General features: G+C 47.0%; 10 protein-coding genes. All 10 read right to left on the bottom strand.

Annotated features, from left to right (window positions below):
• Window positions 1–29 precede the first annotated feature (29 nt).
• The 10 genes from B212_RS33535 to B212_RS0129900 all read right to left on the bottom strand — a co-directional run bounded on the left by B212_RS33535 (window position 30) and on the right by B212_RS0129900 (window position 16,160).
• Window positions 30–485 carry a hypothetical protein gene (locus B212_RS33535; RefSeq protein WP_019915052.1) on the bottom strand — a complete coding sequence of 152 codons (456 nt, stop codon included), beginning with the start codon at window positions 483–485 and terminating at the stop codon, window positions 30–32.
• A gap of 221 nt (window positions 486–706) precedes the next feature.
• Window positions 707–1,429 carry a response regulator transcription factor gene (locus B212_RS0129940; RefSeq protein WP_019915051.1) on the bottom strand — a complete coding sequence of 241 codons (723 nt, stop codon included), beginning with the start codon at window positions 1,427–1,429 and terminating at the stop codon, window positions 707–709.
• Window positions 1,430–1,433: 4 nt separating this feature from the next.
• A complete protein-coding gene (locus B212_RS0129935; protein WP_019915050.1) occupies window positions 1,434–2,591 on the bottom strand; it encodes a sensor histidine kinase in 1,158 nt (385 codons plus the stop codon).
• Between the two features lie 58 nt (window positions 2,592–2,649).
• Window positions 2,650–5,379: a stalk domain-containing protein gene (locus tag B212_RS0129930; RefSeq protein ID WP_019915049.1), complete on the bottom strand. Its 2,730-nt coding sequence runs from the start codon at window positions 5,377–5,379 to the stop codon at window positions 2,650–2,652.
• Between the two features lie 247 nt (window positions 5,380–5,626).
• Window positions 5,627–9,664 carry an Ig-like domain-containing protein gene (locus B212_RS0129925; RefSeq protein ID WP_019915048.1) on the bottom strand — a complete coding sequence of 1,346 codons (4,038 nt, stop codon included), beginning with the start codon at window positions 9,662–9,664 and terminating at the stop codon, window positions 5,627–5,629.
• Window positions 9,665–9,901: 237 nt separating this feature from the next.
• Window positions 9,902–11,104: a methionine adenosyltransferase gene (metK, locus tag B212_RS0129920; RefSeq protein ID WP_019915047.1), complete on the bottom strand. Its 1,203-nt coding sequence runs from the start codon at window positions 11,102–11,104 to the stop codon at window positions 9,902–9,904.
• A 198-nt stretch (window positions 11,105–11,302) separates the two neighbouring features.
• The gene (locus tag B212_RS0129915) at window positions 11,303–11,569 is read right to left on the bottom strand and encodes an alpha/beta-type small acid-soluble spore protein (protein ID WP_019915045.1); all 267 of its coding nucleotides are present in this window, start codon (window positions 11,567–11,569) and stop codon (window positions 11,303–11,305) included.
• A gap of 190 nt (window positions 11,570–11,759) precedes the next feature.
• A complete protein-coding gene (locus tag B212_RS0129910) occupies window positions 11,760–12,299 on the bottom strand; it encodes a hypothetical protein (protein WP_028531115.1) in 540 nt (179 codons plus the stop codon).
• 105 nt (window positions 12,300–12,404) lie between these two features.
• Entirely contained in the window at window positions 12,405–15,308 is a 2,904-nt protein-coding gene (locus B212_RS0129905) for a beta strand repeat-containing protein (protein WP_019915043.1), read from the bottom strand.
• Between the two features lie 510 nt (window positions 15,309–15,818).
• Window positions 15,819–16,160, bottom strand: a complete 342-nt coding sequence (locus B212_RS0129900) for a hypothetical protein (protein ID WP_019915042.1) — start codon at window positions 16,158–16,160, stop codon at window positions 15,819–15,821.
• Between the last annotated feature and the right edge of the window lie 111 nt (window positions 16,161–16,271).

Genomic DNA, 16,271 nt, shown 5'->3' with positions numbered 1-16,271 from the left:
TCGAGAGTGTGCTTCACCCGCTTCTTGCATCACTTGCGTTTTTTATGATTGTTCGCCTCGCTTTGCTTGGCATCCCCTGCTCCCCGCATCTGCAGAAAAGGCAGCGGAACCGGTTGCCCGGGCTCGCGCAAATCCAACACAATTCCCATCTGCGGTTCACTCCCCGCCTGTAAGGTGCGTATGGCCGGAGCAAATTCCAGTCCTGAACCGCTGCGGGCCAGCCTAGAGGCTACCGCCAATGTTCCATCACTCGAATCATCGTCGATTAAGGTTACTTGCAGCAGCTTCCCTTTCAGCAAAGCATAAAAAGTCAGCGCTCTGATATACCATTCCACCACATATTCATGATTTCGGGTAATGAGAATATAATGAAGCCGCTTCCCCGACCGAATGTGCTGCGGGGACTGCTCCCGGTTATGCAGAACATGAACCAGCAACACCGCAAAAGCATAGATGACCGCAATCCAGATTAACTGGGCTACCATAGAGATACACCTCCTCTTATACCGACACTATATGCCGGTGATCAAAGGTCGGTGACTGCCCAAGACCGCCTTACGGCCAACCATCCCCGCTTAATGCAGCCTCGCTGCACTTTCCCACGAATATTGTGGGTTCCCTATAACCGAAGACTGAAACAATACTTTAACTGCAGCAGCGCGGCTGCAAGCATTATATGTAATGTTTTAAAACATAAGCCCTGTGTCTATAATGTTACCCAGCCATATTTTATCGAATTAATTACAGCCTGCGTACGGTCGTCAACCTCCATTTTTTGCAGGATGCTGCTAACATGGTTCTTGACCGTCTTTTCACTGATGAACAGATATTCGCCAATCATCTTATTGCTCTTGCCTTCAGCCATCAGCCGCAGAACCTCTGCTTCACGGCGGGTCAGCGGATTATTGTCGCCTGCGACAAATTTGACGCCAGCTTCCTTGACTGCAGTCTCAGCAATAGCGCCCGTCTCATTGAGATAAGTCATGCGCCGCAGTTGATTGATCAGCTTACCTGTTACCTTTGGATGAATGAACGCATGGCCTTCACAGACGGAACGGATTGCATTAATAAGCGATTCGGCCTCCATGTCCTTCAGCAAGTATCCATTCGCACCCTTACGCAGCGTTTCGAATACATAACTCTCATCGTCATGAATCGACAAAATAATCACTTTGACATCGGGGAACATTTCCCGCAGCTTTTGCGTGGCTTCGACACCATTCTCCACCGGCATATTGATATCCATCAGCACGATATCCGGTTTGTTTTCATTGCAAAATTCAAGCACCTGGATTCCGTCACCGCATTCGCCAATGACCTCGATATCTTCCTCCATATTCAAAATCCGCTTAAGTCCTTCACGAAACAACTGATGATCATCGGCCAAAAGAACTTTTATGGGCGACTTGCCAGAGATCTGGTTCTCCATCACATTACTCCCTTCCCTTCTCTACATTCGTCGGAATGTGAACTACGATTGTTGTGCCCTGATTCTCGGCTGACAGTATTTCCATTCTTCCTTCGAGCAGCTCCACGCGTTCCCGCATGCCCACCAGCCCAAAGCTCTCCCGATTGGCTTGCTCGCTTACCTTCTTCACATTAAAACCTAACCCGTTATCCTTGATGACAATCTTGATCAATTGCGCCTGATAGGTAATTTCCACCAAAACGTAGCTGGGAAATGCATGCTTTGCCGCATTGGACAAAGCTTCCTGCACCAGACGGTATACCGCCGCCTCCATAGCTGAGGACAGCCGGTGCTCCTTCCCCCTTGTTTCAAAAGAGGTGCGGATCTTCGTCTTCTCCTCGTAATCATGTACATATTTCCTCAGTGTCGGAATCAGTCCCAAATCGTCGAGCGCCATCGGACGCAGATTAAAAATTACCTTGCGCATTTCTTCCAGGCTGTACCGCACCTGACCTTTCAAGTCTAATACTTCGTCCTGCACCAGCCCAAATTCCTGCTTCACCAGCATTCTTTCAACAATTTCCGTCCTAAGGACTAGATTCGCCAGCATTTGAGCGGGACCGTCATGAATTTCCCGGGCAATTCTTTTCCGTTCCTCTTCCTGAGCCAGGATAATCTTGAGGCCGATCATCTGTCTGTTTTTCGCGGATTCGACAATTCTCGTCACTTGTCCTAGTTCTCCAGATAAATATTCCAGGACCACACTCATCTGAGAGCCAATTGCCTCTGCGCGCTCTACTGAATTTTCTACGCTGCGGACCCGCAATTGCAGCTCGTCCCGTCTGCTCCGAAGGTAGACCTCCCGCTCTCTCGTCATCATGAGTTCAAGCTGAAGCTCCGTTGCTTTCTCATAAGCGACCCGGATATCCCTCTCGGAATAGCGGACAAAATCCCGGCTGACCTCAGTCAGCCGGATACGGGAGCGGTGATACTGCAGCTCAAGCTTGTCTACCTTTTTCAATGTTTCATCCGTTTCATCCATAACCCGCTGCAGTTCCTTGTTGAGCGCAACAAGCTCATCCCGTGCAACCTGCAATATTTCAAATATTTGATACTTGCTGCTCTCCATCACGTCGATGGTATTCTTAATGACGCGATCTATCGCATCGGCTTGAAATTCCACGGATGCTTGCCCCATTTCTATCGGATCGTATTAATGGCTTTCCATTAATATTACCATATCACGATTCGATAGTTACGGTCTTCGTTTTCTGTTCCCATTTTACAGTCAATCCAAGCTGCTCCGATACCAGTCTAAGAGGTACTAAAGTCCTGCCCTGCAAGATTACAGGCGCAACTTCGGCACCCTGGCGTTTTCCGTTCAGCACAAACTCCTCTTTATTCACAGTCAGATCCAGGACCTTGGCTCCGCGAAGCACCATTATTTTTTTAGTGCTCGGATTCCATGCCGCATTGCCGCCAAAAGCATCCAATACATATTTAATCGGCACATAAGTGCTTCCATCTTTGACAATTGGCGAAACATCTATCGCCCGTTTGGTGCCGTTCACTGTCATTGACTTGGAGCCGATGCTCATTGCGGCTGTGCCCTTCAGAAGTCCGACTTCGCTGGACAGCGACGGCATTACAAACGACAAGTTGTCAAAAGCAACCGTTCCTGTCTTCGCCCGCTCATCCTGGCCTTCCTCCACATTCACCACGTATAGCCGCTTTAGGGTTGCCGGGAATTTAATACCGGAGCCTGAGAGATCAATATTGAGGCTCTTCCAGCCATTCCAGTCAATCACCTTGGCCAGATCTATATAGGATGTCTTGCCGCTTCCGTCTACGACTTCAGCGCGCAGCCAGTTTAGACTCATATCTCCCATAACGTCCAGCGACATGGAGGTTGCTGCGGCTGGAATAGTCTTGCCGCTTGTCCCGTTGAATTGGGCATAAGCGTACATTTTACCACTGCCTGCAGTCATATCATAGCTGAGGGACAGAACCTTGGAGCCTGCGCGCTCAGCACTGCCTGCTTGGATAGCTGCAGTTCCCACGACACCGCTCACATTGGACGTGAACGCAATCGGGTAACTCACATTCTCAAAATCCTCCCACGCCGTAGCTGCCGCTGTGGACAACACAACCGCCGTGCTGAAGCCGTCATAGCGGGCGATAGCATATCCTGTAGTCACGCCCGAATCTACCGAATTAACCGTCAGCTTGCCATCCTGCACGCTGCCCTTAAAGCCTATGAATTCCCACTTCAGCGCTGATGCCGGGACCGCAAGCGTCGCTCCGCTGCTGGCTACAGCGGTTACCGGGACGGATACGGAGGTACCGGCCGCAAGCGGAGCCGTCGCTGTGCCGACAGTGAGGCTAGAGATATCCTCTCCGCCAAGGACGGTTATCTTAGTAGAAGCGCTGGCAGCACCGCTAGTGGCCGTCAAATTCACAGTTCCCGGCTTAACTCCGGTAGCTTCTCCACCGTTTACCGTCACACTGCCGCCGCTTGAGGACCAGACTGGACTGGAGGCTGCCACGTCAATTGGATTATAGTAAGTATCATAGCCTTTTAATGAATAGCTTGCCTTTTGTCCGATCAGCAGCACAGAGCTGCCGCTAATCTTGATCCCTTTCACTTCCCCTTGCGGAGCCGAGGTATAGACCCCCAGTCCGTTGACGATGCTGCGCTGTTCCGTGCCATACTCAGTATTGAAGGTCAGCGTAGTCGAGGTTTCAGCAAGCGGCCGGTCCACCATGGTTGTAGAGCCGCCTCCGTCCAGATTCATTCCCTTCCAGACTCCGATGCCTGTCATGAAGGATTGCAGCTCAGTCAGCGACATGCCGGCACTGTTCGCATTATCTTCCACCGCTATCACGTACACATATCGGCCATCCTGCGAATAGCCCAGAGCCGTGCGAGCGCGGTATCCCCCGATGCTGGATGTGGAGCGGGAGAACGTAGCCGCCTTACCGTTGTTCACCAGAATAGTGTGTCCCCCGATCATCATCTGCACGGATGCCGGGTCAAGCTCCTGCTGTGTAGTTTTGGAGCGCAGGGTGTAGACACTGCTCAGCTTCTGCCCAACAACGAGATGATTCTTCACGAACGCGGCCCCAAGCCCGTGTGTCCGCAAAATATAGGCTCCTTTTGGCACAGATATAGGTAAAGCCTTATCCGCAGAGATCTGGGTAATCACGTCATTCTCCACCAATACCTCCGTAGGAGTGGTAGAGCTGTTCTTCGGGCGATCCAGCGCGGTCCAAGCATCCGTATATATGTATGCGGCATTGGCGTGGCTATAGATGGAACTGCCGCCCTCTGGACTGTACGCTCCCTTGTTGATACCGGATAACGGAAACTGTGATCCGTCCTCTGCGGTTACCAGACCTTCGAATGAATACTCGTCAATCACTGGCTTCCGGTCTTTGGTCACGGCAAAAGCGTACATCCCATCAAGCTGCGAGGGTGTTGATACAACAACACCACCGGAGACCTGACCGCCGATAGGTGCGCCTTCGCCCCCTGTATTGAAATAGTCACCGTTCACAGCAGCAACGGCTCCTGTCTCTTTGGCCATGCCGCCTGTGCTTTGCCGCGTCGTTAATTTCCCGTCCTTACCGGTCATTACATCAAGGGATACATAAGGGTTGTTGAGATCTACCCGAATTACATCCGCCAGCCCGGTTGCTGTTTTGCCGGAACGGGCCGTTGTGAATTTATATTTCATCATCATAGCACCGGAAGTGATTACCTCTTCACCCAGCTTAGTCACAGAAAAAGAGGCCGCTGCGTGAGCCACAGGTGCACGCCCGGGACTAATTTGCGGGATGCCTTCACTGCCGATGACCGGCATAATCCACAGCACTCCTGCCAGTGAGGCAGCGATCCATTTTTTTGCATGCAGCTTCTGTGGTCCCCGCGATTGCTTTACGCGTTTCTTCTCCATAAAAACTTCATTCATTTCGGCGTAACTCTCCCATCTCTTTTTTAATACAAGAATCTCTCAAAGTCTGGGAACATGTTCCTAGTTTCCCGCTATACCATTAATAGACTGAATTTCACACGAAAAGTTGCGAATATTACTAGATTAAAGCCAAAAAGGGCCCCTGCTGGAATCGTCTGGAGAACGCAAATTAACCCCACAAAGTGGGGTTTTGACTATAAAAAAAGGCCCCGCAATAGCGGGACCTCCAGGCAAATATTTTGATCTACAAATATCCTGCAGTCGTAAGCATCCGCTGTAGCATCACTGCAGCTTGAGCTCGTGTAGCATTACCCTGCGGGTCAAATTTAGTAGTGGTCATGCCCAGGATAATTTTTTGCTGCACCGCTTTGGCTACAAATTCAGCGGCTTGGCTTTGAATTCTGGCACGGTCCTTGAAGGCAGCTAGTATGGATGTTGGGGTGCCATTCAAAGTTACCGGATTGCCGCTATACTCCATAGCCCGGATAATCATAATCGCCAGTTGCTCACGAGTAATATTATCATTGGGGCGGAATGTTGCATCTGTATTTCCGGTAATTATCCCCGCTTTGGCCGCTGCACCTATATAATCACCAATCTGTGTGGAGGTCTGCACATCCCTGAAGCTCTGCGCTGTCTCACGATTTCCCAGCAGACCCAGACCACGGCTAAGCATAACAGCAAATTCGGAGCGGGTAATTTTCTGTTCAGGGTTGAAGGTGCTGCCATAGCTGCTGTCGATGATATTTTTGGCAGCTAGCTGAGACACGATGGTTTTACTCCAGTGATTGGTCATGTCGGTAAAGCTCCGCGTGGAGAGGAACGTTCCCACAACCTGGTTGCCGACCATATTAGCACGGATTACAGTATAGCTTCCTGACGAGCTGAGCTTGGTAGGAAGATAGGCCGCATCATAATAAGCAAGATCCAGTCTGGCGGCTGATGTCTGATCACTGTTCAGAGTAGACGTTGTACGCACGGTGTACTCAGCGGGTACACTCAGTGCCTTGGCATTGGTGTAATTGCTGCTTACCGCAGCGGACAGACGGATATCCACAAGTCCGGTTATCGTCCGCAGTCCCTGAGTCTGAAGCTTCTGTTCAAAGGGTGTGAACGTACCGGCTGGCACCTTATCGAGCCGCAGAACAAGCGAGATATTCTGGCTGTCCGCAATTAAGGTGGCGGCAAGACCGGTCATATCCACATCATTCAGCGCGAGCTTGTATAAGTTATCTCCATAGCGTATTAAGATTTCAGCTTTTTTATCACGATTCACTGCATCCAGCAGTGGCTTCAGCGGCAACGTCACATAAGCTGCTGATTCTGTTGAAGGTACTTCAAACGCTAAAGACGGAGTTCCGAGCTTGATTAAATAATCATAACTTGCGGTCAGACGGTCGGCGGTCAGGCTGTATCTTTTTACTGACTGGCTGTATATCGAGCGGTCATCTGCCGGTGTCGCCGAGTCGCTTTTGAGCAGCGCGTATTCTTTTCCAAACTCACTGGCTGCCAGTGTGCCCAGGTAAGACGGACGTCCTGCTGCTGTCGCTGAGCTTATTCCTGTCAGATTCTGCACAGAAAGCCCGCTAAATGAAGCAAGCGTATTGCCGCTCAGATCCTTAATTGCAGCCGAACCGGACATGTAGGATAAATCGACCGTTTGACCCGGTTTTATCATGCTGGATAGTGTTAATTTAAGGGTATTGCCGGAGAGATAATAGGACTGTACTCCAATACTGCTGCTGTCCGCTCTGACTCCAAACAGGCTGGCATTCGTTGTGTTGGACGCCTGCATAGTTTTGCTAAAGGTTACAGTGAGCTCGTCCCCATTTACTGTCGCAGAACTGATATCTGGTACGGATGTACCACTGCTCGCTGAAACCCCCAATGGCTGCAAGTTAATGTAGGCTGCACGGTTACCGTTAAGGTCGCTAATTCCCGCTGTCCCCGGCACGTAGGAGATGGTAGTCGCCTGGTTAGCAACCAGATTGCTTTGAAGCGTCAAGGTCACCTGATTGCCGCTTACCGAAACAGACGTTACATAATTTGGCGTACTGCCCACCAGTACAGAAAACTGGCTGTTCATCGGCAGATTCGTTGAAGACAGCCCCTCATTATAGGTCAGTACTATATTTTTGCCTGAGCCGGTAGCACTTTGAAACAGAGGTGGAGTTGTATCCGCCGCGTTGCGGATATAAAAATCACTGAAATTCCCTATATTCAAGCCATTCACATCCTGAAGCGGATAAGAGCCTGCGGAATAGGATACGCGAACCGTTTGTGCACTTGTTGCTTCATTGTTCAAACCAAGGGTTACAGTGCCACCGCTGGAGCTGATAGAGTTAACCCCAAGCGAATAGCCGTCCGCATATACATTAAACTGGCTGTAAGCATTAGGCGAGACCGCCTTTAGAACATCGTTAAAATTCAAAACTACTGTTTTGGAAGACAGCACTCCGTCTTTGGGCACAGACAATACAGATTGAACACCATTTGTGACTTGACGCAGTGAGAAGGCAGCCGCATTGTTCCCGCTCAAATCCTGAATGTTCCGCAAACCGCCCGTATAGCTGATTTTAACAATCTGTCCCACAGCCACACCTGTACCAAGCGTAACAAAAACACTGTCTCCCTGAACGTAGATACTGTCAATCGCACGTTTCTCATCATTAACCGTCACAGTGAAGCTCGAGGGGAGCAGCGCGGCACCGGCACTTAAGGCTTCATCATATCTCAAACGAATGGTGCGGTTATTATCCATCTGTGCTGCAGACAATACAGGGGCTGTCTTATCCAATGCAGCCGTCTTAAAGCTCCAGTTGTTCTTGCCGCTAATCCCGCCAAAGACCTCCTGATTATTCTTGGCATCCACAAAGGCACCGTTTGCGATGTCGATATAATAAGTCATATTATTATCGAACGCCGCAGCAGGGGTAATAATATATTCAGTCGCCGTAGCCCCTGCCGTTAAAGTGGAGGCTAGCTTAGTTCCATCCCCTTTATAAAGAACTACAGGATTTGCAACCGTATTGTTCAAAACGACATCACGATTGAACGTGATTTTGATATTCGGACTGAGACTTACAGCCTCACTGCGGTCCGCCGGACTGAGCGCTTGGATGCCAAAGGTTGTTAATTTAGCCGTCGTAAAGCTCCAAGTATACGTCCCCGACGCGGGAAATAAATTACCATCCTGATCATAAAAAGCCCCTTGTGGGATGGTTACCGTATAAAAAGTGTTTTCTTGCAGCGGATTCGCAGTTGATGCAGCACCCAGCGTTATAGTACCGGTTCCCCCGCCTGTAACTGCCGAAGAATTGACGTTGAAATATCTTGTACTGCCTGGCGATAGCAAAGGTGTCAGTGAGATCACTCCGGATGCAGGCATCATCGGACGGTCAAAAGCAAGCTTAAGATCACCAGTAGCAGACACTCCTGTAGAGCCACCGGCTGGTGCAACCGACACATTCACTCCAGCAGCCTTAGTCGAAAAACTCCATACACTGCCGCTGGAGATCCCGGAAAAGGTCTTATTCTCATCATCTTTTAACGCATAATTGTCAACTAATACATAATAGGAGCTTCCAACGGCAAGCTTACTCGCCAGTGTTAGTCTTACTGTGGTAGAAACCTCGTCAGTCTGGACATCCACCCAGGGTTCGCCGTCTTTGATCTTAAACTCCTGAATCAGGGAATTATTCGCTGAAGAGATCAGCTTAACAGAACCGCCGCCCCGCTGGAGCCTCTTGTTTACTTTAAAACTGAGCTGCGTCAATGCCCCCGCATCTACCCGCGAAATATTCGCTGGTGAGTAGTCACTGGCAACAAGAGATGGGTTGTTTACCGGCGCCGTGATAAAGGTCCAGGAAGTCGCCGCAGATTCTGCCCCTGCACCATCCTTGAACACTCCCTTGGGAATGGATACCGTGTAACTCTTATTGGGCTCTAGCTGCTTACCTGCTCCCCACTTGATTTCATAGTCCTTGGCGCTGCCAAACAGTCCGGCACTGCCAACAGAGATTGTAGCAAACGGCGTACCCGAACCTGATGGGGTAATAGTGATATCTCCACTCTGCGGGTTCACCACACGGTCAAAGCTTAGTTTGATTGAGGAAGCAATATTTATATTCGTCTCTCCCGCAGCCGGTGAAGTTGCGGTTATGCCAAATTCACTCGCGGCAAAAACTGCCGGTGTTCCGATTCCAATTGATGAAGACACAGTCCCCAAGACTAAATCTCCTGCCAGAATGAGTGCCGCCAATATGGTGATTTTTCTTTTCATGCGGTGATAGACTCCTCTCAAGCCATAACTTCGTTTTTACATATATTCTTATATTTCGGCAAAAGAGCTTCCAAAGTTTAGAAGACTTCTAGATTGAGATACAGCCAGGAACTCTTCAGTCCAGTCCATTTATAGACACACCAAAAAGCCCGCAGAAGCAGCCTCAACAATCGGAGGGCCGTCCTGCAGGCATTTATATAATATTTTAGCGGCGGAAAATTGAAAACACAGACAACCCTATAGTTCCGCTTGTGCTCTCAGCAACTCGGCTTTGTCTACACGTTCCCATGGAAGGTCGACATCGGTGCGTCCAAAGTGACCATATGCTGCAGTTTGTCTATAAATAGGCTTACGCAGATCCAGCATGGAGATGATTCCGGCTGGACGAAGATCAAAGTTGCGGCTGATCAGCTCGGCCAATTTTTCTTCACTGATTTTGCCTGTTCCGTATGTATCCACATTAATCGAGACAGGATTAGCTACACCAATTGCATAAGCCAGTTGAATTTCACATTTATCAGCAAGACCCGCAGCTACCAGATTCTTGGCTACATAACGCGCGGCATAAGCTGCGGACCGGTCGACTTTGGTCGGATCTTTGCCCGAGAAGGCACCGCCACCATGACGGGCATATCCGCCGTACGTATCGACAATAATCTTACGTCCAGTCAGACCGGCGTCACCTTGCGGACCACCAATAACAAAACGTCCTGTCGGGTTAATGAAATATTTAGTATTCTCATCAAGCAGCTCAGCAGGAACCACTGGCAGAATCACATTCTCTTTGATGTCAGCCTGTATTTGCTCAAGCGAAATTTCTTCGGCATGCTGGGTCGATACAACGATTGTATCTACACGCACCGGCTTCTCACCATCGTACTCAATCGTAACCTGTGTCTTACCATCAGGACGCAAATATTCCAACGTTCCATCCTTGCGAACCTCGGACAAACGTCTGGCGATACGGTGAGATAAAGCGATCGGCAGCGGCATTAATTCAGGAGTTTCATTGGTAGCAAAACCGAACATCAGACCTTGGTCGCCGGCACCAATATTGGCAGTTTCTTCAGCAACCTGTGCAGGATCACGGTTCTCCAGCGCAGCATTTACCCCTTGGGCAATGTCAGCCGACTGCTCATTAAGCGAGCTTAAAACTGCACATGTATTATAATCAAAACCAAATTTTGCGCGTGTATAGCCAATTTCCTTGATCGTATTGCGTACAATCGCCGGGATATCCACATATTCAGATTTGGTGCTAATTTCTCCAATCACCAGTACTAGGCCAGTTGCAACAGCTACTTCGCAGGCCACACGGGCATTAGGATCATTAGCCAAAAAAGCATCCAGCACCGCATCAGAAATCTGATCGCAGATTTTATCGGGATGCCCCTCTGTTACGGACTCGGAAGTAAACAAATGACGTCCTTTAATAGACACTACAACAACCTCCCATATTGTTAGTCTGACACTGCATAAGGGGGCTCCTTAATAAATAACAGGCCATAGAAATAAAATCGGATAAGTTCAAAAAACGAACCTTTCCCAAACGGAAAAGGTTGATGGCTTTCCTCAAAAGTCATATTAACTTATTTGCCGGATGCTGTCAATTGGAGCCAGTCTCTTCACGCTTCGAAATTATTGAAAAAGAGACTGCTCAGCCTGCTTCACAAGTCTCTTGGTTATTTCCCCACCTACAGATCCATTATCGCGGGAAGTGAGGTGTCCTAAATATAATCTGCTGCCCATCCCGCCACTAACTGTTCCAAGCTCCGATGCAAATTCTGTATCTGCCCCACCACCATATGAAGCGCCATATAAACCAAATTCAGAAGCGATTTCATACTGCATTTGTTTCAGCATTGCCCGGCTTTCCGGTACCACTGTACGGTTTGTACGTGTCATGATAACGCCACCTCCTGAAAATTTTTTAAGATTACAGGAAGTATTGTACGCGAAATCCGCCAGTCTCAATCACTTTAATCTTTGTCAACTGTGGAAATGAGTGCCGAAGTATACTGCACCTAATAAAAGGACATTCTATTTTATAGGAAATAAAATTTTTAAATACCATAAGGATTAACCTGAATATTGTTTATTTCAAGGTATATGTTCCACGGACCATTACAACCAAACCTAATGTTTGTCCATCTTGAACAGCTATACCCCGACCTTCACGGGGAAAGGACAACAAATGATTGGAAGGAGCAGACACTCCGTTAGCAAGGTCAGTACCATCCGTTAAATCTGCTACACCGTTAGTATCATTCGAATAAATAACGGCTTTACCTGCGCGAACGATAAATTCCGCACCTGCCCCGGCAATCAAAATTTGTCCAGGTTTTACGTCAACAATTTTGGCCTCGTTACCCGCATTTTGAGCTGGTGTTGCCGTTGGTGCAGTAGTTGCTGCCGGAGTAGCCGTAGCAGTAGGCACTTGAGTTGCAATACTGCCGCCTTGAATGGCTTTCTGGATTTGTTGATCAACATAGCTCTTGGTAACCACCGGATCATCTGCCGTCCCTGGCTGCGATCCGACACTAGCCCCTTCGGCAAAAGGATTAAATATTGATCCTGCAACAAGGGCAATACCAATAACTGCGGTCACTGCAGATATTTTAGTGAGTTTGTTCATTGGCTTGTGGCTCATTCCTTTCAACTCATGATCGCAATGGTGATAAAGAAAAAGGCAGAGAGCATTACTGCTCTCTGCCTTAATTTGAAGCTTAAGTGAAAGGTATTATTTCACTGAGATGCTTGTGCCAGTAGTGATTGGGTTAGCCAATGTGCTCAAGTCAGTTACATGAGAAGCAGTGGCAGTAATCTTAACAGTCAAGCTTGTTACCTTGTTTACATCAAATGCAGTACCGCTAGTAGCAGTGGATCCTGTTTGGATAGAGATATCACCAGCAGAATAAGTACCGTTGTTATCAAGATCCAAGAACAGACGTCCGTCTACTACTGTCTGTTTCAGAGTCACAACATATTTACCAGCATCTGTACCAGTACCTGGAACGAAGGTAGCAATGTTTTTCAGTTGCGCACCAGTCACAGGAATATTATTGATCAAGAATTCGAAGTCCTCATAAGTTGCAGCCGTAACTCCAGATACAGATTCAGTGAATCCAAGAACGATAAGTCCATTGCTGGAGATCGTTGCAGTTTTCAATGTTGGAGCCACATCATCAACCAAGGCAAGACCAGTGATAGCAACAGCGTTAGCGATATTGCCAGCTTTATCTTTAACATTGGTAACATTAAGTGTGTAGTTAGCTGTTTCAGCAACAGATCCGGCAGGCAGATTAATTGTTGCAGTCACACCTGTTGCAGAACTTTCAGTACCAGCAGTTACGTTTACAGTAACATAAGCACCTACTGGAAGAGCTTTACCATTCAACAGGTAGTTACTTACGCTTTGTACAGAAGCAAGATCCAAACCAATGTTGTCAGTAAGCGTGATTGCAATTGACGAACCAGATTTGGAAGTTGTAGCTGCTTTAGCTGCAGCAGTTGTTGTCAATACAACTGGCTTATCGGAATCCGAAGATGCCCCTACTGTAAATGTGAGGACAGCAGCACCGTTAGTGTTGGATTGGCTGGACAGATCTTTAGCAACTCCACTATTTACACGCAGAGTGTAAGTACCTGCGGACAAAGAAGTTCCTGTAGTGACACGAATTTGTGTAGCATCATCAGCATCGGAAGACAGGCCAGTAAGAGCTGGGGAAGCTACGACAACACCATTCGAGTTAATTAACGTGAATGCAGTAGTCGCACCGATCGCAGCAACATCTTCGCTGAATTTCACTACAATTTCGCCATTGGAAACTTTGCTAGTAGTGTAAGAAGCTGACTGAACTACTGGAGCAACAATGTCTTTAGTCACAGAAATCGCATGGCTCGAAGTCGCTTTAGCATTGCCCAAAGTATCAGTAATTGCATCAGTCAAAATTACTGTTCCAGTGAAAGTACCAGAAGTGTTAAATGGCAGTGTAGGAAGACCCACATTCAATGTTTTGCCATCAACAGTGATCTTGGAAAGATCAAGTGAAATGGCAGTACCATTTCCATCAAGCACTTTTACTGCTCCAGCAGTTTGCACACTAGCTGAATCAATAGACTTATCAAAATTAATTACCAATTTGTTATCACGAGCTGCCGTTACACTTTGAACAACTGGTGCTACAATGTCAGAAGATACAGTAACAGACAAAGCCGTTGGGTTAGGATTCAAGAAGTTACCAGCATAATCTTTGAAGTTCAGTGCGCTGATATCGTAAGATGTTCCAGCAGTCAAAGTTTGGCTAGTTGTTACTTTAATTGTTGTAGGTGTGGAACCAACAACTGAAGTTGCAGCAACTCCACCAACATAAACGATAGCGCCTGTAGGATCTACTGGTTCAGAGAATGTCAATGTAACAACATTTGTAGTAGTTTTAGCAGTTGCACTAGCAGCGCTAAGAACTGGAGCTACAGAATCAGTTACACTCAAAGTTGTATTGAAATCAGCAACTGTTGCAGCACTAGTATCTTTAACATTCTTCACATTAAATTTGAAAGGAGTTCCGGCAGTAACACCACCGAGGCTTGCATTCAAATTAGCTTGTGTTGTGATTGTTACTGTTCTCTTGTCAGATCCCAATTCAATCACAGTTCCATCAGTTGCATTACCTTTAGAACCTTTAGCAGGAATTGCAACCGCGGAAGCCATTCCATTGGTTTGGTAAGTATAATTAGCTACTGTTTCTGCAGAAGTTTGATCCACAGTTCTGTTGAATACTACTTGAAGTTGCTTAGCATTCAGAACAGTTACGGATTTAACTTGCGGAGCAGTCAATGTAACTGTGTATTTGTAGGAGTAACCGTTGTAAGTGAAGCTTACTTCAGTTGCTTTGTCAGCTACAAGAGCAGTAGTCAATTTGATTTCAGCAGTTTTGCCGTCAACAAATGTTACGCTCAAAGTTGTAGCATCCAAAACTTCTACAGTTTTGATAGCTGGAGCACTAGTCAAGTTGCTAACTGCATAAGCTGCTTCTACTACCAAAGAGCGGGTAGCGTTAGCCTTGAAGTTAGTACCTTGAGGAACAAGGCCTGCGTTGAGAACTGATTGAGCATAACCCTTAGCCCATGCAGATGCAGAGTTATCAGTTGTAGTTGGTTGCTCAAGTTTCAAAGCGCGAGACAATACAGTCGCTACTTCTTCAACTGTTACTTTACCGCTGTAGTCGAAGATACCTTTTACAGTATCTTTACCCTTCATAAAGCCTGCTGTAGTAGCAGCTTCAATGTAAGGAACTGCCCAGAGGCTAGCTGTGTAACCTTTGTCTTTGTAAGACAGTTTACCGGTTACTTCAGTAAGATTGAACAATTTAGTGATGATCTTAGCGAATTCAGCACGATTCAGGTCTCTTTCAAGATGAGCTTGACCGTCTTCGTATCCGTTAAGGATACCTTTAGCTGCCAAAGCATCAAATTTTGCTTGTGGAGTTGTTGCAGTTTCACCAAACGCTACAGAGGCAAACATCGAGAATGCCATTGCTGTAGATAATGCTACGGATAAAATTTTCTTCATAACCTTTTTTTCTCCTCCTTGGACATTCATGAACTGAGAATTTTCTTTAGTTGGGTAGCTCATGTCACTCATTAGCCGATGCACCCCCTTTCCCGAGTTGAGCATATTAAGTATAAATAATGTCTGTGACGGGTATCACAGAAACTTGTAAATGAATTCTAGGCACAACAATAGTAGATTCCTAATTCTACCTAAGTATTATACAATGTGCCTCAAGTCACGTAAAGCTAATTTTTCCATTCGGCAATGTTCTTTAGCCGCTAAAGCCGTTCAACATGTGCCTTGTGTAAGTGACTCTACACCTTAAACGCAAAAGTTTTGAGAAAGTTGCGCTTTATTCAAAAAATAATTTCAAATTTTGCCCTGAGCTTGTTCCAATAGAAGATACATATGTATGTTCTACTAACTATTGTTAATGTTGGGCGGCTACGGAAATCAGTATAGCATAGAGACTTTAAAGACGTCATTAAGCAATATTTGTTAGCAAATAAAAATCATTCGTTGTCTACAGCCCATATCGCCGCTTCTAAGGGCAAAACAAAAAGCGCCGGAAACGGCGCTTTCCTCTATAGCTATTATGGACTAGCGAATCTTCATTGAAAGTTGGATCAATTCCTGACGTTTCTCAGTGCTGGAATTTACATTCTCATACATGGTATCTATTGCCTCGCGGTTATCGCGGTAGGTCTTCTCGTGCTTGATTGTGGTATGGGACCACTCAATTAAAGCATTCTCGGCAATCACAAGATCATTATATGCGTCATGGAACCCCGTAGCCTGCACCAGCTCTTCCATAAGCTCTTGCGTAATTTCCTGCAGTGCCCGCTTTGCGGCAATTTCCTTTTCCAAAACCTTTGCTCTATTCTCAAACGAATTTTTGGCTTTCATGTAATCCAACTGTGCTTTTGATAAAATCGGCTTCATCGATGGCTTTCACCTTTCAGAAAATAATATTTTCTAAGTTATTGTAACTTAAAACGATGCAGAATACAAAGTTAATGTCAGCGGTATGTAATTTTATTACAAAAGAACAGG

The organism is Paenibacillus sp. HW567 (genome assembly GCF_000374185.1).
Classification (GTDB): Bacteria; Bacillota; Bacilli; order Paenibacillales; family Paenibacillaceae; genus Paenibacillus_AQ.
The sequence above is the reverse complement of the archived record's forward strand: the minus strand, read 5'-3'. Positions and strand labels throughout refer to the sequence as shown.

Bases quoted from the DNA above. Each gene is read 5' to 3' on its own strand.
- B212_RS0129910 (WP_028531115.1), bottom strand. From the start codon at position 12,299: ATGAACAAACTCACTAAAATATCTGCAGTGACCGCAGTTATTGGTATT.
- B212_RS0129905 (WP_019915043.1), bottom strand. From the start codon at position 15,308: ATGAGTGACATGAGCTACCCAACTAAAGAAAATTCTCAGTTCATGAAT.
- B212_RS0129925 (WP_019915048.1), bottom strand. From the start codon at position 9,664: ATGAAAAGAAAAATCACCATATTGGCGGCACTCATTCTGGCAGGAGAT.
- B212_RS0129900 (WP_019915042.1), bottom strand. From the start codon at position 16,160: ATGAAGCCGATTTTATCAAAAGCACAGTTGGATTACATGAAAGCCAAA.
- B212_RS0129915 (WP_019915045.1), bottom strand. From the start codon at position 11,569: ATGACACGTACAAACCGTACAGTGGTACCGGAAAGCCGGGCAATGCTG.
- B212_RS0129930 (WP_019915049.1), bottom strand. From the start codon at position 5,379: ATGAATGAAGTTTTTATGGAGAAGAAACGCGTAAAGCAATCGCGGGGA.
- B212_RS0129940 (WP_019915051.1), bottom strand. From the start codon at position 1,429: ATGGAGAACCAGATCTCTGGCAAGTCGCCCATAAAAGTTCTTTTGGCC.
- B212_RS33535 (WP_019915052.1), bottom strand. From the start codon at position 485: ATGGTAGCCCAGTTAATCTGGATTGCGGTCATCTATGCTTTTGCGGTG.